Below are 17,909 nucleotides of genomic sequence, written 5' to 3'. Positions count from 1 at the left end.
ACTGCGACCTCCACGTTCCCCGAAGGGCCAACTCCCAACAGAATCAATCGAAGTCGAACAATAGGAGCGGGTGCGGGGCCGCACAATAGATCGGACACAGGAAGCTGTGCGACGACCTGTTCGTTTCCGTGTGTTTGTGTTCCCCACAAGTGGGGGTGCCCGCGCCCGCCACGGAAGAGCCGCACAGACTCAGGGGCGCGGGGAACTGCGCGACCAGCAGGCCACCGGGCTGAGGCCGGTACGCGACCTCCGCCGTCGCGGCGCTCACGGCCCCCGGTCAACCCGTGCGCGGATTTTCGTTATCGGCCCGCCCGGGGCACCGTCTCCTGTTGTGTAGGCGCAGCCACTTGCGACGAGGGAACGGCGGAGCGAATGCGTGCAGGCGACCGGAGCGGCCCCGACCCGGAGATGGTGACCGCGGCGCGGGCGGGCGACGAGCAGGCGCTCGACCTGCTCGTCGCGCAGTGCCTGCCGCTGGTCTACAACATCGTCGGGCGGGCCCTGGACGGCCACGACGACGTGGACGACGTGGTGCAGGAGACCCTCCTGCGAGTGGTCCGCGGCCTCGCCGACCTGCGCGACCCGGCCGCCTTCCGGTCCTGGCTGGTGGCGATCGCGGTCCGCCAGGTCCGCGACCGCGAGCAGGCGCGGAAGGCGTCCTGGCACCATCAGACCGGCCTGGACGCGGCCGAGTTGATACCGGACCCTGCCTCGGACTTCGCGTCGGTGACCATCCTGCGGCTGGGCCTGACCGACCAGCGCCGGGAGATCGCCGAGGCGACCCGCTGGCTGGACCACCACGACCGCACGCTGCTGGCGCTGTGGTGGCTGGAGGAGACCGGCGACATCGGCCGGTCCGAACTGGCCGACGCGCTCGGGCTGTCCCGGCAGCACGCGGCGGTGAAGGTCCAGCGCATGAAGGAGCAGTTGGAGACCTCGCGGACCGTGGTACGCGCGCTCGGCGCGGCCGAAAGCTGCCCGGACCTGGCCGAGTTGACCGCCGGCTGGGACGGGGTGCCCAGCCCGCTGTGGCGCAAGCGGTTCGCCCGGCACGTCCGCGGATGCGACGCGTGCGGGCGGCTCGGCAAGGTGCTGTTGCCGATGGAACGGCTGCTCAGCGGGCTGCCGCTGCTGCCCGTACCGATCTCGCTGGCCGCGCCGCACCCTGGGCCGCCGCCCGCCCCCGGGCATCTGCCGTCCGCCGCGCACCACCCGGCCCCGCCCACTCACGCGCCAACGCCCGCACCTACGCCCTCCTCTGCGCCCGCGCCCGCGGGCCACTCCCCCATGCCCCCCACACCCCCCACCCAGCGCACCGCTCCGCATTCCCACCCCCCACAGCGGAGCGGTGCGCACCGGGGAGTCCACCGGCTTCGGCCGCGGCTGCTGCACGGGCCGTTCGCCGGGCCCGCCGCCGCGGTGAGCGCGGTCGCGGCCGTGGCGGCGGGCGCGCTGCTGGCGGTGCACCTCGCCGCCGATCCGTCCGCGCCCGCCGCCGACGCCGCGCCGTCCGCCCCGCCCAGGGCGACGGCCCCCGCTGCCGCATCCACCACCCCTGCGCCGACGACGCCCTCGAAATCGCCCTCGACCGTCACGCCCACGACCCGCAAGCCGACCCCGAAGGCGACCACGCCCACGCCGGTCAAGGCCCCGCCGCCGCCCGCCGCACCGGCGACGTCCACCCGTAAGGGCGTCGGCGTGTGGACGTTCGACGGCGTGAACACCGCGCTCCGGCAGTCCGGCGCGAGCTGGTACTACACCTGGTCCACCACCCACGCCGGGATCAGCGGCCCCGGCTTCGTACCGATGATCTGGGGTGCGGACAGCGCGAGTTCGGCCGCCCTCGCGCAGGCGAAGGCCGCGGGACCCTACCTGCTGGGCTTCAACGAGCCCGACATGTCGGCGCAGTCGAACATGACGGTCGACCAAGCGCTCACTCTGTGGCCGAAGTTGGAGTCCGCCGGAAAGGTGCTGGGCAGTCCCGCCGTCGCGTACGGCGGGGACACACCCGGCGGCTGGCTCGACCGCTTCATGACCGGCGCGCGGCAGAAGGGCTACCGCGTCGACTTCATCACGCTGCACTGGTACGGCGGCGACTTCACCACGCCCGACGCCGTCGCCCAGCTCAAGTCCTACCTCCAGGCCGTCCACGACCGCTACCACATGCCCATCTGGCTCACCGAGTTCGCGCTCACCGACTTCTCCGGCGGCACCGCCCGCTACCCCACCGACCAGCAGCAGGCCGCCTTCCTCACGGCCGCCGCGACCATGCTCGACGGCCTGCCCTACCTCCAGCGGTACGCCTGGTTCGGCCTCCCCGCGAAGGACGGCGCCCCGAGCACCGGCCTCTTCCACAGCGGCCCCGTGGTCACGGACGAGGGCCGTGCGTTCGAACGAGCCCGCTGACCCGTGAAGTGGTTCACTCACGTGATGCGGCGGGTTCCCGGTGCCACGTCCTTCACGTCGGAACGGGTGTGCCCGGCCCAGTCCTCTTGCGCGTCCACCAGGGCGGGCCGGACTTCCCGGTCGAGCCGGTTCGCCACCCACCGGAACGTCGCGGCGAGCCTTGTCAGGTCCTCCGGGCCCAGGTCGGTGAACCAACTGTCCCCGCACAGGTGCATGTTGACCAGCGGGACGCGGGGCTCGGGTCCTTCGGCGTGCGGGTTGCAGTCGAGCGTGCAGGAGAAGGCTTCCTCGGCGACGGGTCCCGGGGCCGGGCTGGTGGCGCAGTAGACGGGGACCGTGCGTCCCGGAAAGCGCCGGGTGAGATGGATGTCGGCGAGCCGGTCCTCCCATGCGTCGGGGGGCACGTTGTGCTCGCTCGGGTCGTCCCCGGCCCACGGCGGCAGGTGGCCGGTGAGGGTGCGGCCGTCGGTGTCGGTGAGGGTCCACCGCCGGGGCGAGGTGGGGGCGGTGGGTGAGGGGGCGGGTAAGGCCGAGGGGCCGGCCGTAGCGGAAGAGGTCTTACGGGTCTGCATCTCGTTCCTTGTCGATTCTTGTGGTGCGGCCGGGTTCAGGCGGACAGAGCCGATTGCCGTCGCGGCGCGTGCTCGGCCAGCGCGGCGCGGAGGAAAGTCAGCGAGTCCGCCGGCGTGAGGGCGGTGTCGCGCAGCAAGTCGTAGGCCAGGCGCAGCGGTTCGACGTCTTCCGGTTCCTCGACGAGGTGGCCGCTCCAACTGCTCTGCGTGTAGGCGACGGTGTGGCCGTCCTGGAAGAAGATCAGCTCCAGGCAGCTGCGGATGTGGTGCGGGCCGGTGCCGAACGGCACCACGTGCAGCGACACATCGGGCTGCTGGGCGACCTCGATGAGGTGTTCCAGTTGTCCGGTCCAGGTCTGGGGGTCGCGGGCTTTGCGGCGCAGCACGGCTTCGTCGATCAGGGCGCGGTAGTGCACCGGGTTCGGGCCGGTCAGGCGGTCCTGCCGCTTCATCCGTGCCGCGACCTGAGCGCTCAACTCCTTGACGCTGTGCGGGCGGGCGGTGCGCAGCTGTTCCTCGGCGTAGGCGCGGGTCTGAAGCAGATACGGCACCGCGCTCACCGCGTACTCCTGCACGCTCACCGCGTCCGCCTCCAACGGGGCCAACCCGAGGAACGGACGGTCCTTCGCCTCGCGTTTGGCCAGGTGCCACAGCTTCACCAGGAGTTCGCCGGTGCCGTACACCTTGTCCAGCGCGGCGGCCGCTTCCACGGTGCCGAGGCGCTGTCCCCGCTCCAGCCGGTGCAGGTACGACTGCTCGTAAAGGCATTTCGCCCCGAGTTCCATCAGCGTCAGCCCCGCCTGCTGCCGCCGGTAGGCCAGCTCACTGGCGTACAACTCCCGCGCGGACAGCCACTCCCAGTCGATGAGCATCTTGGTGGTGCCCTTCTCGCCACTGGCGCCGCCCATGCGGATGTCCTCTCCACGGTGTCGTTCGTGCTCGCCAAGTCCCCTTGTCCGGACTCGAACCGGACTCATCGGGCCGCCCCGCACCCATGAACGGAAAAAGGGTGCGACACGGCCCGGGCTCTTCCTGACTGAGCTACAAGGGGGAGTTCACGCATCAAGGCCGGACCCGATCAAGGGGATACGTCCACCGCCGATCCCACCCGATCCCTGCTTCCGGGCAGGCCCAGCAGCGCCCCACGGCTGTCGGCGACCCGCAACGCGTCCGACAACGCCGTGCACAAGTGCGCCACCATGCCCTGGAGTTCGCAGTCCGAGGGCGTCGACTCCGCCAGCGTCCGACGGACAAAGCCCAGCAGCTCCCGACCCATCCCGAGCTGCACCGACTCCATCTCGTCGGCCAGCCGCCACAACGCGTCACACTCACCCCACCGGAGATAGCACACACCTCCGTCCGGCCCCGGCCACGGGAGGCGTCGAAGGGTGCCGGATTCGCCGTGCGGTAAAGGGGAGTCAGGGCGCAGAGGTGCGCGGTCTCGGTGCTCAGCCGTCATGAGGACGACGCTAGGACCGATCCGCCGGTTGAAAGGGGACAAACTGTCCCCCTGCACAAGGGAACGCCTACGCCGCCAAGACGCCTACGGAAGCTGCGAGTTCGGCGGCCTCTGCCCGCAGTGGGCGGGGCACGGAGCGCACCAGGTCTGCGGCCAGCGCCCGACCTGACGGCACGTACTTGATCGCGTCGGGCGATGTCTCCACTGCCCGCTGGAGGTAGTGCAGCGCGCCGGCGGGCTCCTTGCGGGCGTGCTCCGATCGGGCGGCGTCCAGGAACAGACGAGAGCGGCGCTCCACTGACGGAATCGACTCGGGGACGGTTTCCGAGACACGGCGGAGCGCGGCGCCGGGAGTGTGCAGGTCGACGCCGATGGTGACCGCGTGAACCGCCACGTTGCCCGTGCCGAACATCGTCCAGGGGTGGGCGTAGTCCGGCATGCGCTGGGCGACCGCGTTCGCCTCGTCCCACCACCGCCAGGCGTCACCGTCGCGCCCCTCCCGCGCGGAGGTGACCGCCGCATGAAGGCACAGCGCTCCGAAGGTCCCGCGCAGGATGTCGGGCCCGTCCTCAAGGCGTGGGCGGAGGGTGGCCGCCGCCTCGGCGACCAGACGCAGTGCCTCTTCCGTGTGGCCGTTCTCCCGGAGGCCGTTGCCCACGATCCATGCGGCGGCAGCCAGAAGTACGGGGTCGTCCGCCTCCTCCGCCGCCATGCGGGCCCGGTCCACGGTCAGCCAGTACAGCTCCGGCTCCGTGGTGTGCGCGGCGAACTGCTGCGCCAGGGCGTAGGCCTCCGCCGTGACCAGGTAGGCGCGTCGGCGTTCCGCCCCCTCGGCTCCTCTGGTGGCGGCGTGGCATGCCGTCAGCAGATCAGGAAGCACTGCCCCTACTTCGGTCCGCTGCCGACGCGAGGAATGCCACGTCGACCACGCCTGCCGCACTCGTCCCGCCAGTTCCTGCACGCTGCTCGCCTCGAACGGGGAGCGACGGAAGATCGACGCATGAACCGCGTCCCTGAGCGCCGGCACCGCCGGGTGCGACAGCTTGCCCCAATGGTCGACGGGAATGGCGACATCGCCACCCGTGAGCGTGGCCACGTCGTCCAGCCGAAGTGCCTGCGCCAGCCGGAAGAGCATCGGCAGCGACCGCAGATCGCGGTCCCCGTTCTCGATCTTCTTCAACCAGTCCGACGACCGCCCGACCAACCCGGCCAGTACCGGACGCGACATTCCTCGCCGCTCACGATGATGGCGGATCAACTCACCGGTCGTCAGTTCTCCGTTGATGGACGGATCAGTCACGATGCGGCTCCCGGAACGAAGTCAAGCCCCCCGCACCAGAGTACGCGCCGCAAGCCCCCCAGCACCGGCCTCGCCACCGCCCACTCCAACGGGCAAACCACCCGAGGCCGCCCTCGGTTCGAGAGTACGGCGCACCCGGGGGCGTCACTCGGACTACGCCCGCTCGAAGCGGACCCCGCGGACCCCGGAGGCACCCTCGTACGCGGCGGCGAGGAGGCGGAGTCCCTCCGCCTCAAGGGTGTCGCGGTCGGGCGCCCGCAGGGGCGCGAACGGGGTGACGACGACCGCCGCGGCACCCTTGGCCCGTTCGAACCGCCAGGTCCCCCCGACGAACCCGTCCACGAGGATCGTGCCGCTGACGATCCCGTTGACGGAGATCACCCGGGACTTGGGCACGTCGCCGAGGATGCGGGTGCGATCGGCGTGCGAGAGCAGGAGGTTGTCGAAGTCGGCGACGAAGCGCGCGGCCACGGGGGTGTCGGGGTCGGTGAGTTCGGCGTCGGGCAGGTCGTGGAGGACCTGCCCGTCCTCGGTGGTGTACGTCCGCAGGTCGAGGCCGGCGAGGAGCCGTTTGAAACCGGTGAGGCTGGACCACTTCTGCAGGTCGGCCGGGCCGGCGGGGCCGAACGCGGCGAGGTAGCGGCGGACGAGGTCGGCCGGGTCGGGGTCGGCGGCGAGCGGCGCGCCGAGCCAGTCGTCGGCGAAGGCGTACCGGACGCCGCAGGATACGCCCCACACGCCGCGCGGCGGCACCTGCACGAGCGGCGCCCAGGTCCGTAGCGCGTTGACCAGCGAGGCCGGGTCGGCGGTGGGGAACCGCGCACCGAGCAGGGCCCGCAACTCGGGTGGCCCGAGAGGCTGTTCGGCCAGTGCCTCGCGCCCGGCGGCGAGCAGCGCGTCCCGGCCGACCCCGGCGATCCCCGCGGCCCACGCGGAGGAGCGCAGCCCCCGGTCGAGGGCGGGTTGCAGCCACGGCCGCAACCGCAGCGCGTCCGCCGCCGTCACCAGATGCACGGTGTTGCGCATCAACGCCAGTCGTACGACGCGGCGTTCGGCGAGGAGGCGGCCGAACGCGGCGAAGTCGAAGCCGGCCAGCCGGGTCCACAGCCCCGGGTAGACGGAGGTGGCGTTCTGCGACTGGAGGCCCAACAGGTGCGTGACGGCGTCCTCCGGGCCCATGTCCGCGCGCTCCAGCAGGAGTTGGCGTGACAGCAGGGTCCGGTTGAGGGTGCGCCGGGTGACGAGCTCGGTGACCATGGTTCTTACGGTACGGCGCCATGCGGACAGTTACAGTCCGCATCACGCTGCACTGGTACGGCGGGGACTTCACCACCCCCGACGCCGTCGCGCAGCTCACGTCCTCTGTCGAGGCGGTCCACAACCGCGGCCACAACCGCTGCCACAAGCCGATCGCGCCTGGTTCGGCCTCCGCCGAGGACGACGCCGCCGGGACTGCCCGTTATCGCGCGGAGCGTGAGGCGGCCCCGCCCGGGGAGGGGCGAGGCCGCCTTGGTGCGTGCCGGTGGGCCGTGAGGTCAGCCGGCGGTGAGGGAGTAGGCGTCGTAGGTGGTCTGGGTGACCGAGTCGCCCGCGGCGTCGGCGGCCTGGACCTTGACGGACACCGCGCCGCTGGTCTTCGCCAGCGACGGCACCCGGTAACCGGCGCTGTAGGCGCCGGACGCCGTACGGGAGACGGTCGACTCTGCCCAGGTGCCGCCGCCGTCCGTCGAGGTCCACACCTTGACACTGGTGAGGGCGTACGGCGCGGACGGGTCGGCCATGGTGTACGGCGTGATCTCGATCCGGTGCCGTGCGTCGGCCCGCACCGCGTTGCCCGTGTCGGCGAAGGCGTCGTAGCGCAGCTGGATCAGCGGATCGGCGCCGCAGGGACCGCTCCCGCCGAAGTAGTCACCCATGCACATGAACGCCTGTGGCAGCCCGTTGGCGCTCGGACGGCGCGAGGAGAACGTCCAGTCGCTGTGCAGGTCGCCCGCGTCGACGGTGAGGCGGTCGGTGGCCGGCTCGTCGGAGAGCTGGTAGACGGGCGTCCCGGACAGCTGCTGCTGCGGCAGTTCGGCTCCGTTCTGGTAAAGGTGGACGGTGGACGGGTCGAAGCTGTACGGCAGGTACGGACTGTCGGCCAGGGCCGGGTTCGCGCCCGAGGCCAGATAGGTCGTCGGGTAGAAGGTGTCCCCCTGCCGGCAGAACGCGCAGTAGTAGAGGCTGCCGAGCGACAGTCCGGTCTGGTAGATCGCGTTCGGCACCGCCGGTGCCCCGAGCGAGTCGGGAGCCGCGAACCACTCCTCGGTGCCCTTCGCGGGCCGGTCGAACACGTCGAGCGCCTGATGCGGTCCGGAACCGCCGTCCGCGGTGCTCAGTGCGCCGATCCGGTCCCAGGTCAGGTCGGGGGAGACCGGTCCGAAGTACTGCTGCACCGTCGAGGGTGCGGGGGCGAACACGGAGGGCGTGAGCAGCGCGAAGAAGTCGTTCGGATGGAACACCGACTCCGACTGCGTCACGCTTCCGGGCTGCGAGCTGTGGAAGGACGTCGTCCGCTGGGCAAGTTGGTCGTTGCCGATCGAGAAGCGGAGCGCGGCCGGCACCCGGCCCTCTTCGGCCAAGGCCAGGTGGTAGAAGTAGGGGCTGTACCCGTGATCGGTGATGCTCACTGTCGCCGCGCCCTTGGCGAGCAGCGCCGTCAGCGAGGCGGCGTCGTCCGGCGTGATCGTGGCGAACGGGATCTTCACCGGCTGCTCGCCGGTCCACCACCAGTAGGGCTCGACGGGAATCACCAGCGGGTTCGTCGGGTCGTCGTCACGCGGATCGATCAGCACCCCGGCCGCACCGGCCCGGAGCGCGGCGGCCAGCTGCGCGGTGGAGATGACGGAGATGCCGGTGGCCCGTCGCATCAGCACGAGCTTGCCCCGCACGTCCACCTTGGCGAAGTCGGCCGCGCTGCCGTACCCGACGTTCACCACCTGGGCCGTGGTCGTGCCGGAGAACCGCGTGAAGCTTGGTGCGTCCAGATCGGTGTACCGCGCGTAGTACGGGTGCAGGGTCAACCGGGAAGGGCCGGTGACGGCGGCGGAGACCGGCGCCCGGCCGCGCAGCCAGAAGCTGCTCAGGTGGAAGCCGCCGACGGAGACCGGCTCGGTCGGGGTGACCCAGGCCGCGTCCAGACCGCTGCTGTCGGGCTGCTGCCATGCGCTGTAGACGCCGGGCGCGGTGCGGCTGTTGCTGATGTAGTGCTCAAGGTCGACGGCCGCCCGCGGGGTGTCCACCGTGAACTTGGCCGCCTTGTCCAGATCGGTCGTGACGGTGGTGTCGCCTGCCACCACGACCTGCGGGACCGTGGTGTCCACGAGCTGCGGGATGCTGTGCAAAACGAACCCGACGCTCATGTCCTGCGCGGCGTAGACCCCGTTGGGGACGGCGAAGGTCACCGAGTACGTGGTGCACGGGTTCGTGTCGAGGCAGGCGAAGTCGGTCGGCGTGACGGTCCGTCCCGCCGCGGCCCCGGTCAGACCGATGAGGATCGGGTAGGACGGGCAGGCGATGGCGGACTGGACTCCGAGGTACCACCCGAAGATCGGGCACCAGGCCGCGTCCCCCCGCTTCTTGCTGAGGGTCCAGGTGACGGTGGAGCCGGGGGCGGCGGCGGGCACGACCGACGCCGGCGACTGATGACCCGTCAGCCAGGCTCTGGTGGCCCCGCCCGCCAACACCGGACGTGCCGTGCCGCGTGCGGCCGTTGCCTGCGGGGCGCCGCCGGTCAGGGCGGTCCAGAAGGCACCGGCCCTGGCCGCCGGCACGCTCAGCCGGACGTCCCCGCTGCTCGGGTCGGCGCCGACCACGGTGGCACCGGTCAGCCCGCCCGCCTTCGCGGTCAGGGCGGCGGCGCTGTTCCGCCCCCCGTAGTGCACGGTCAACGGGACGCGGGCCTTGGCGCCGGTGTCACCATGGCCGGCCAGCCAGGTCACGTCGAACGCCTGGGCGTCCATCAGGTGCAGTTGGATGAGGCCCGTCGCCGACTCCGGGTAGGCGGACACATGAGCCTGCTCGGCGGTCTTCCCCAGGACCGAGAAGGTGATCCGGGACGTGGTGCCGGGCGCGGCCGACATCAGATACTTCCCGGACTTCTCCCGGCTCAAGGTGACCTTGTCGCCGGTGGGCAGGGTGACGGTGTAGGAGTTCTCGGACAGGCCGGGCAGGCGCACGGGCTGAAGAGCGGGAGCGGGCGCCGGGGCGTGCGAGGTGACGCCCGGGGTCGGAGGGGTCTTCGTCGCGGTCGCGGCGGCCGAACTCGCCGTCCGGGAGACGGTGGTCGGGGGATGTGCCGGGCTCGTCGCGCTCGCCGTGCCGGGCAGCGCCGCGGCGATGCCGAGAGCCACGGCGACGAGGCCGCGCAAGGCCAGGCGTCTGCGGGCGGGGGGATGCCGTCGTGCGTTCACCGGCGCGTCCTCCAGAACGTTCGTCATCGGGTGCCTCCCGCGGCGTGCAGGTCCCAGTCCAGCCGGGTGACGCGGTCCGCGGAGACGTCGGTGGTGGCGGTGGTGGCGGTGTAGCCGGGCGTGGTCGCGCTGAGCTGCTTCCGGCCGGCGGGGAGGAACAGCGAGTAGAAGCCGGACACGGTCGGCTCCTCCGTCGTCCCCGCGACTGTGCGGTCGGCCGGCCGCGCGGTGTCCGCGACGACGCTTCCCTGGACGGGCTTGCCCGTGGCGTGGTCGGTGACCAGGCCGCTGACCAGGCCACCGGGCAGAGGGGTGCAGGTGTGCGTGCCGAGCAACAGGTCGTCGACCGACCACCACCAGCCGTGCGCACCGGTGAAGTGGAACCGGACACGGACGTCCTTCTTGCCCGCGGCCTGCGGGACCGGCAGGTCGACGGTGCCCGCGCCGTTCGCGGTGGACCGGTGCCAGACGTCGGTCCAGGAGCGGCCGCCGTCGGTGCTGAGTTCGACGTCCGCGCGCTGCCCGTTCGCACCGTAGTAGCCCGAGGTGAAGCTGAGATGCGGCGCCTTCTGGCCGGACAGGTCCACGCTCGGAGAGGTGAGCGTGCTGTCGATCCGCCCCGTGGCGGTCGCGCTGTCCGCCACGGCGAAGTGGCTGTCCAGCAGGTTCACCGCCGCGCGGTCGCCGGGGTTGTCGAACCGCCAGCCGGCCTTGGAGCCGGACACGGTCCAGCCGTCGCCCGGCGTGCCGCCCTGGGCGTTGTCGAAGCTCTCGGACAGTCCGTTCGCGCCGTATCCCGGCGCGGTGCACGCGTTCTGGTCGACCGCGAGCCGGAAGTCCCGGCTGATGTCGCTGCTGCTCACCGCGAGATCGGTGTCCTGCTGGAGGTAGCCGTCGTCCGGGCTGCCCAGGACGCCGGGGTACACCGGGACGACATGCACGTGATAGGTGGTCTGCCCGGCGAGGGTCACGTCGTAGTGCCCGGTGAACGGGTCCGTGTAGATCGGACCGCCCGGGTAGCCGTCGATGGTGATCCGCGCGTACAGCGGCCAGCCGTGCCCCGAGCCGTCGGCCACGGTTCCGGACACGGTCGCCCGCGACTTGGCCTGGAGCGCGAAGTCTGCTGTGGTGTCGGCGTTCGTGGTGACGCCGACACCGCTGCGGCTCGTCGACGCGTAGGTGTACGACGTCGCACTGACGGTGTAGGTGCCGACGTTGGCGCTGATGTCGTAGTGCCCGGTGGAGTCGGTGTGGGTGAGATACCCGCCCGGCGAGGCCGTGATCACGGCATCGGCGACGGGCTCCCCGGTGGCGGCGTCGGTCACCTGCCCTTCGATGTCGCCGTGCTCGCCGTAGGTCAGCGCGCCCACCCCGTCGGGTGTGCCGAGACCGGTGGGACCGTCCCAGCCGGGACCGGCGTTGCACAGCACGTTCCCGCACGTTCCGTTGGAGCCCTCGGTGATGTCGAACAGGTCCGTGGTCGAATGCGTGTCGTGGTACGGGTAGGTCACCGGGTAGGTGCCGGCCGCCGGTGTGCCGGCCAGCGCGTACATCGCGGTGACCAGCGGCGAGGCGAGGCTGGTGCCGCCGACCTGCAGCCAGCCGCCCTGGCCGAGCGTGTCGTAGATCGCCAGGCCGCTGGCCGGGTCCGCGTCGGCCGAGATGTCGGCGGTGGCCCGGTTCGCGCACTGCGTGTCCAGCGGCGACTGGTAGTCCGGCTGAGCCGAGATGGTCGAGCATCCGGAACCCGCTGACGTCCAGGCCGTCTCGGTCCAGCCGCGCGCCACCGAGGTGTCCTTGGCCAACTTGGTGCCGCCGACCGCGACGACGTTCTGGAACGTGGACGGGGTGCCGACCTTGTTGCCGACATCGCCGCTGGAGGCGGCGATCACCACGCCGGGATGGTCGTAGTAGTGGCTGTAGGAGAGTTCGCTCGGGTCCTCGTCGGCACCGTAGGAGTTGGAGACGAACTTCGCGCCGAGCGCCACCGCGGTGTTCTCGGCGATCCCCAGGTTGTCGAAGGACGCGTCGTCGCCCTGCACCAGCAGGATGTTGCAGGCCGGGCAGGCGGCGGACACCGCGTCGAGGTCGAGAGTGGTCTCCGTGCCCCAGTCGGGGTCGTCGGGCGGGTAGTTCGACCCGCCGCTCTGGTCCACCTTCTTGAAGCAGCCGTTCGCCGTGGTGCAGGGAGGCAGGTCGTAGTAGGCGCGGTAGGCGGCCAGGTCGGCCTCGGCGTTCGAGTCGCCGTAGGCGTCCACGATCGCCACCGTCTGGCCTCCGCCGTGTCCGGCCGGGAGCCGGTACGCGCTCTGGATGTCCGAGGGAGCCAGTGCGGTGGTGGGCGGTGCGGCGACCTGCGGGGTCAGCACGTGGTCCGCCGGTGTCCGCACGACGGACATGCAGCGCACGAATCCCTTGCGGGGTGCCTTGTTGCAGCCGGTGTTGGTGCTCGTGGTCAGAGGTACGGCCGCGGCTCTGTCCGCGGTCGGGACGGTGGCCGGCGCGGAGCGGACGGGCAGGTGCAGGCCCAGCCCGATCAGGGCCGCCACGGCCAGGGCCACCACCGGGGCGACCACCGGCCTGCGTCGGATGAGTCCGGGTATGCGCATGTGCGCGTGCCTTCCCGCCCGGTCGGCACAGGGCGCCGCTCGGGCTGGCTCAGGGGTACGGGGAATCGGGAACGGGGAACCGTGCGGTGGGCGGGTCGGTCAGGACCCCGTGCGGGGGGAGTTCACAGCGGCCGGTAGCGGTCACCGTCGCGCGCGGTCCCGCTGTCGTGTTCGGCGTCCGTCGTGGGGTCGGGCACCGCGCCGCCTGGCGTGTTCTCCCCGTCGGCGGCGGCGGTATCCGGGTCCGCGCAGGCCGGCCGGGGCTCCTCCTCACCACTGGTGAAGGGTCCCTCGGCGGTCGTCGGGCTCCCGTTGGGACGATTCATGGGCAGATCCCTCTCGGATGGCGTCGCGTACCTGCCAAGTGTCGACAGGCAGGAGCGACGGAGGATGCGTCAGATGACCCAACCTCGCCGTGTGCGTGACCCAAAGTTGCGGTGGGGCCGTCGCCCAGCCATCGCCCCCGGCTCTTCCCGCCGGGTCCCGCCAAGTCCCGCCGGGTCCCGCCGAGTCCGGCCGGAGTCGGCCGGAGCCGGCCGGAGCCGGCGGACGGTGTCGGCGGCAACGCGGTCGTCCGGCTCGGTCCGGTCGGCACCGGGCAGGGGCGAGGGCTCCCACGCCTGCCGGCGCCTCCCCCGAGCGGGGAACCGCTACTGCTCAGGTCCTGCGGGGCGCGTCCGGCCGCTCAGGAAGCAGTGCCCAGGCCGAGTTCCACCAGGCGCACGGCGAGCGCGGTGCGAGAGGAGACGCCGAGTTTGCGCATCGCGGAGTCGAGGTGCCGGCCGACCGTCCGCGGGGAGAGGAACAGCGCCTCGCCGATGTCCCGGTTCGTCCGGCCCCCGATCACCAGCCCGGCCACCTCCAGCTCGCGAGGCGAGAGCCGGTTGCCGTAACCGCGCCGGGCCGGCTGCGGCCCGGCGACCCGCACACCGTGTGTGCGCAGCACCGTCACGACCCGCAACGCGTCGCCGTCGGCGCCGAGTTCCCGGTATCCCGCGCCGACCTGCGCCAGCAACGCCAGCGCTTCCTCGCGCCGATCGCACGCCAGCAGGTGGGCGGACTGACGCTCACGTGCCGCCAGCGCCGCGTACGGACGCGGCAGGGCGTCCCACAGCAGGGAGGCCCGCGCGCACAGCGCCGCCGCCCGCTCCGGCTCGGCGCGCGCGCCGGCGAGCAGCGCCCGGCACCAGGCCAGCGCGGCCCGCGGCGCGGGCACGTCCCGCCCGCGGACCCACTCCGAGAGTCCGCGCACCAGTTGCTCCGCCCTGACGGTCCGCGGGCCACCCGAGGCGAGCAGCGCCTCGACCCGGACCGGCACGAACTGCACCGCGGACAACCACATCCCCTCGCCGTTGGCGTTGTCCGGCCGCCCCTCGGTCAGCGCCAGGGCCCCGTCGACGTCGCCGTCGGCGAGCGCCATTCCCGCCAGGGCGGCCGTCGCGTCCAGGGCGCAGTCGGGCGCGTTCCTGCTTTCGGCCAGAACCTCGCGCAGGCCCTGCTCCGCCGCAGGGCGGTCACCTCGCGCGGCGGCCAGCAGATGGCCGGTCAATCGGGCATCCAGCTGGGTCACCGCCGCCCCTTCGGTGGCCTCGACGATGCCGGCCAGCCGCTCGGCCAAGCCGTCCCACCGCCCGCTCGACCAGTCCAGGTTGGCGTCCGCCGCCAGGATCAGGGTGCGGTACCGGCTGTAGCGGTGGCGCTCCGCGAGCCCGCGGGCGACCGCCAGGCAGCGCCGCGCCTCTCCGTAGCGGCCCCACTGGTGGGCCATCGCACCGAGGTTGAGGTAGAGCCGGGTGATCTCCGTCGGGTTGGGCGAGTCCTGCGGGATCTGCGCGGCCTCGGCCCAGCCCTCCTGCTCCCCCAGGGTCAGCAGGCCGGTCACGTGGTTGACCCGCAGCCGCATCCGGTCCGCCTCCGGCATGGGCAGCGACATCACCTCGGCGGCCCGGCGCAGCCACCGCAGGTGGGTCGCCTTCGGGAGTGCCTCGCCGAACGCCCAGCCCAGCAGGATCATCGCCTGCGCGGCGGCCACCGGATCGTGACCCAGATGCGGGATCGCCCGTTCCAGCTCCCTGCGGCCCGCGCGGTGGTTCTCGGCCAGCAGCTCCAACCGGCCGAGTTGCGCTCGGACCTCGGCCTGATCCCGTTCGCCCAACTGCTGCTCGGCGAGCGCGGTGCGCAGCGAGCGGACCACGTCCTGGAGCCGGTTCATGTCCTCGGACGTGCCGAAACGCAGCTTGCCGGCCAGCCGCGCGACCGTCCCGCCCGGCAGCCGCGCCTCGGTGATCAGCTCGCCCAGCAGGCCGGCGGCGGTGGCGGTGTCACCGGAGACGAGCGCCAGATCGGCGGCCTGCTCGGCGTACCGGCGCCACTCCTCGATGTCCCGGGCGTCACGGAAATGCCTCGCGAGCTCGGCCGGCGACCGCGGCGAGGCGTCCTGGAGCGCGTGCCCGGCCCGCCGGTGCAGCAGGCGCCGCTGGGCCGCGGGAACCGACTCGTAGACCGCGCGGCTCGCCAGCACATGACGGAACGCCAGCAGACCGTGCCGGCCCTCCACCAGCAGCCCTGACCCGATCGCCTCGTCCAAGGCGGTGTGGGCACCCGCTCCGGCGAGCCCGGACACGGCGAGCAGCAGCCCCTCCGGTGCGGGATCGGTGAGCACCGCCGCCGCCTCCAGGAGCGTCCGCGCCTGCGCAGACGTCCGGCGGAAACGTTCCATCACCGCGTCCCGGATGGTCGGCGGCACGTCGATGTCCTCGATCTCCCGGCGCACCCAGGCCCCGTCACGCCGTGCCAGGTCCGCACGGTCGCCCATCAGCCGGATCGACTCCTCGACCGCGAGCGGGATACCGTCGGTGCCCCGGTGCACGAACCGGGCGAACTCCTCCGACACCTGCTCCCCCGCCAGCATGGACGACACCAGACGAGCGGTCGCGGCCACGTCCAGCGGGCCGAGCGCGATCCGCAGCCGGGTGGCGCCGGGCGCCACCGGCGAGAACAGCCGGCGCACCACCGAGTCCTCGGGCAGGTCCTCCGGCCGGTACGTCACGATCACGCTGATCCGCCGTGTGCGGCGGGCGCAGAGGAACAGCAGGAACTCCAGCGTCGCCTCGTCCGCGCAGTGCGCGTCCTCGACGGCCAGCACCGTCACGCCCATCGCGTCCAGGAGTTCGCACAGCGCGCCGAAGAGCCGGTGCCGTACCGCCGTCGCGTCCTCGGCCGGCTCGGGCGTCTCGGGCAGATCGGCGGTCCACTCGGGAAACAACGGCCGCAGCGCTCCGGCGAGCGGGCTCAAACCCAGACCGGCGATCCGGTCCAGGCTCTGACGAATCGCGTCCACCAGCGCACCGAGGGTGTGCGGTCGGCGAAACGGCGGGCAGACCGCGACGAGTGTGCGTACCGGCACCGCGCCGGCCGCCGTTCCCCCGGGCAGTTCGGCCAGTAACTCGGCGAGCAGCCGACTCTTGCCGATCCCCGCGTCGCCCTCGACGAGCACGACGGCCGGCGCCCCGGACGCCAGAGCGCTCCGCAGCGCGGCCAACTCCTCGTCCCGGCCGGTGAATCGAGGCAGACCGATGGCCGGGTGCTGAGCGCGGCCACGGTGATCACTGCTCGCAAATCCGGTCATCACGCTCCCTGTGGCCGACCGCTCCCAGGCATCGTGGCAGACCGCAACCATCGTGGGAACCCGTCCGGGAGCCGCCCCCGGCCGTCCGAACAGGGCGGATGAGGCCCCGAAACGACGAGGGCCCATCAGCGCGACCGGCCCACCACCGGCAGGTGATCCCGTGACCCGGCAGCCAGGGGCACCCCGGAGTGGAGCCCACCACAGAAGGACCCGAGCAAACCCAGGGGCGCTGGGGGTACCTCCCAGGCGAAGCTCTGGGGGAGGAACCGCGCGCGCAACCACCCACCGGCGGTTGGTCCCGGGGCCGGCGGACAGGGGCACCCTGGAGGGTCCAGTTGCCGCCGGTCAGGCCACTGCATGGATGGGGGTGTGCGCCCCCCTCAGGGGCAGACCGGTGGCGCCGTAGCGAAGTGCAACCACCTCCGCGGCAATGGAGAGTGCCGTCTCCTCGGGAGTGCGAGCGCCGAGGTCGAGCCCGATCGGGGACCGCAGCCGGTCGAGCGCGGCCTCGGGCAGGCCGGCCTCGCGGAGGCGGTCGAGCCGTTGGAGATGGGTGCGGCGTGAACCCATCGCGCCGACGTAGGCGACCGGAAGGCGCAACGCCCTCTCCAGCAGGGGCACATCGAACTTCGCGTCATGCGTGAGCACGCACAGCACGGCGCGCGGGTCGATCCGCCCGGCCGCCACTTCCGCGTCGAGATAGCGATGCGGCCACTCCACCACGACCCGGTCGGCCTCCGGGAAGCGCCCGGCCGTGGCGAACACCGGCCGCGCGTCGCAGACGGTCACGTCGTACCCGAGGAACTTCCCGGCCCGGACCAGCGCGGCCGCGAAGTCGATCGCGCCGAACACGAGCATCCGCGGCGGCGGCACGCTCGACTCGACCAGCAGCGTCAGCGGCTGCCCGCACCGGCTGCCGTCGGCGCCGATCCGCACCGTGCCGGTGCGCCCGGCCGCGAGCATCGCGTGCGCCTGCCCGGCGGCCGTACGATCCCGCGGGCCGTCGCCGAGCGAGCCGTCGTACGACCCGTCGGTGCGCACCAGCAGCGCGCGGCCGAGGAGTTCCGCGGGGCCTGCGGCGATCCGGGCGACCGTCGCCGCCTCACCGGAGGCGGCGGCGGCCAGCGCGCGGACGATCTCGGGCCGCACCCCGGGATCGATCCGCTGGACGAGGATGTCGATCACGCCGCCGCAGGTCAGACCGACCGCGAAGGCGTCCTCGTCGGAGTAGCCGAAGCGCTGCACCACGGTCGGGGGACCGTCGCCGGACAGCGCCTCGCGGCACAGTTCGTAGACGGCGCCCTCGACGCACCCGCCGGACACGCTGCCGACCGCGGTGCCGTCGCCGTCCACGGCGAGGGCGGCGCCGGGCTGCCGCGGGGCGCTGCCGCCGGTGGCGAGCACGGTCGCGACGGCGAACGGCCGGCCGTGCTCGCACCAGCGGTGCAGCTCGGTTGCGATGTCCAGCATGGCGGTTCAACTCC

Annotated in this window: 11 protein-coding genes; 1 reads left to right on the top strand and 10 read right to left on the bottom strand. The window is 72.5% G+C overall.

The window, feature by feature from the left end:
• Window positions 1–372 precede the first annotated feature (372 nt).
• Window positions 373–2,406, top strand: a complete 2,034-nt coding sequence (locus OG370_RS33385; protein WP_328470853.1) for a sigma-70 family RNA polymerase sigma factor — start codon at window positions 373–375, stop codon at window positions 2,404–2,406.
• Between the two features lie 17 nt (window positions 2,407–2,423).
• Here the strand turns inward: OG370_RS33385 and OG370_RS33380 are convergent, their stop codons facing one another.
• From OG370_RS33380 to OG370_RS33335, 10 genes are all read right to left on the bottom strand, one after another.
• Window positions 2,424–2,978 (bottom strand): DUF6907 domain-containing protein, encoded by a 555-nt coding sequence (locus tag OG370_RS33380; RefSeq protein ID WP_328470851.1) that lies wholly within the window; start codon window positions 2,976–2,978, stop codon window positions 2,424–2,426.
• A 35-nt stretch (window positions 2,979–3,013) separates the two neighbouring features.
• The gene (locus OG370_RS33375) at window positions 3,014–3,886 is read right to left on the bottom strand and encodes a helix-turn-helix domain-containing protein (protein ID WP_328470849.1); all 873 of its coding nucleotides are present in this window, start codon (window positions 3,884–3,886) and stop codon (window positions 3,014–3,016) included.
• Window positions 3,887–4,056: 170 nt separating this feature from the next.
• Window positions 4,057–4,329, bottom strand: coding sequence for a hypothetical protein (locus OG370_RS33370; RefSeq protein ID WP_328470847.1), 273 nt, complete (start codon window positions 4,327–4,329; stop codon window positions 4,057–4,059).
• Window positions 4,330–4,504: 175 nt separating this feature from the next.
• Window positions 4,505–5,737, bottom strand: a complete 1,233-nt coding sequence (locus OG370_RS33365) for a helix-turn-helix domain-containing protein (protein WP_328470845.1) — start codon at window positions 5,735–5,737, stop codon at window positions 4,505–4,507.
• Window positions 5,738–5,890: 153 nt separating this feature from the next.
• Window positions 5,891–6,994: a winged helix DNA-binding domain-containing protein gene (locus OG370_RS33360; RefSeq protein ID WP_328470843.1), complete on the bottom strand. Its 1,104-nt coding sequence runs from the start codon at window positions 6,992–6,994 to the stop codon at window positions 5,891–5,893.
• A 278-nt stretch (window positions 6,995–7,272) separates the two neighbouring features.
• Complete coding sequence (locus OG370_RS33355) at window positions 7,273–10,215, bottom strand: PA domain-containing protein (protein WP_328470841.1); 2,943 nt, start codon at window positions 10,213–10,215, stop codon at window positions 7,273–7,275.
• The gene (locus OG370_RS33350; RefSeq protein WP_328470839.1) at window positions 10,212–12,797 is read right to left on the bottom strand and encodes a carboxypeptidase regulatory-like domain-containing protein; all 2,586 of its coding nucleotides are present in this window, start codon (window positions 12,795–12,797) and stop codon (window positions 10,212–10,214) included. Before OG370_RS33350 ends, OG370_RS33355 begins: the two co-directional genes overlap by 4 nt.
• A gap of 122 nt (window positions 12,798–12,919) precedes the next feature.
• Window positions 12,920–13,123 carry a hypothetical protein gene (locus OG370_RS33345; protein ID WP_328470837.1) on the bottom strand — a complete coding sequence of 68 codons (204 nt, stop codon included), beginning with the start codon at window positions 13,121–13,123 and terminating at the stop codon, window positions 12,920–12,922.
• 359 nt (window positions 13,124–13,482) lie between these two features.
• Window positions 13,483–16,425 (bottom strand): ATP-binding protein, encoded by a 2,943-nt coding sequence (locus tag OG370_RS33340; RefSeq protein ID WP_328470835.1) that lies wholly within the window; start codon window positions 16,423–16,425, stop codon window positions 13,483–13,485.
• 345 nt (window positions 16,426–16,770) lie between these two features.
• Window positions 16,771–17,895: an XdhC family protein gene (locus OG370_RS33335; RefSeq protein ID WP_328470833.1), complete on the bottom strand. Its 1,125-nt coding sequence runs from the start codon at window positions 17,893–17,895 to the stop codon at window positions 16,771–16,773.
• Window positions 17,896–17,909: the final 14 nt, after the last annotated feature.

It is taken from the genome of Streptomyces sp. NBC_00448 (assembly GCF_036014115.1).
GTDB lineage: Bacteria > Actinomycetota > Actinomycetes > Streptomycetales > Streptomycetaceae > Actinacidiphila.
This window is presented reverse-complemented; position numbering and strand designations above follow the sequence as displayed.

What these genes read in the sequence shown, in the direction of transcription:
- OG370_RS33350 (WP_328470839.1), bottom strand. Translation starts at nt 12,797, where the DNA reads ATGCGCATACCCGGACTCATCCGACGCAGGCCGGTGGTCGCCCCGGTG.
- OG370_RS33355 (WP_328470841.1), bottom strand. Translation starts at nt 10,215, where the DNA reads ATGACGAACGTTCTGGAGGACGCGCCGGTGAACGCACGACGGCATCCC.
- OG370_RS33385 (WP_328470853.1), top strand. Translation starts at nt 373, where the DNA reads ATGCGTGCAGGCGACCGGAGCGGCCCCGACCCGGAGATGGTGACCGCG.
- OG370_RS33345 (WP_328470837.1), bottom strand. Translation starts at nt 13,123, where the DNA reads ATGAATCGTCCCAACGGGAGCCCGACGACCGCCGAGGGACCCTTCACC.
- OG370_RS33360 (WP_328470843.1), bottom strand. Translation starts at nt 6,994, where the DNA reads ATGGTCACCGAGCTCGTCACCCGGCGCACCCTCAACCGGACCCTGCTG.
- OG370_RS33335 (WP_328470833.1), bottom strand. Translation starts at nt 17,895, where the DNA reads ATGCTGGACATCGCAACCGAGCTGCACCGCTGGTGCGAGCACGGCCGG.
- OG370_RS33375 (WP_328470849.1), bottom strand. Translation starts at nt 3,886, where the DNA reads ATGGGCGGCGCCAGTGGCGAGAAGGGCACCACCAAGATGCTCATCGAC.
- OG370_RS33380 (WP_328470851.1), bottom strand. Translation starts at nt 2,978, where the DNA reads ATGCAGACCCGTAAGACCTCTTCCGCTACGGCCGGCCCCTCGGCCTTA.
- OG370_RS33340 (WP_328470835.1), bottom strand. Translation starts at nt 16,425, where the DNA reads ATGACCGGATTTGCGAGCAGTGATCACCGTGGCCGCGCTCAGCACCCG.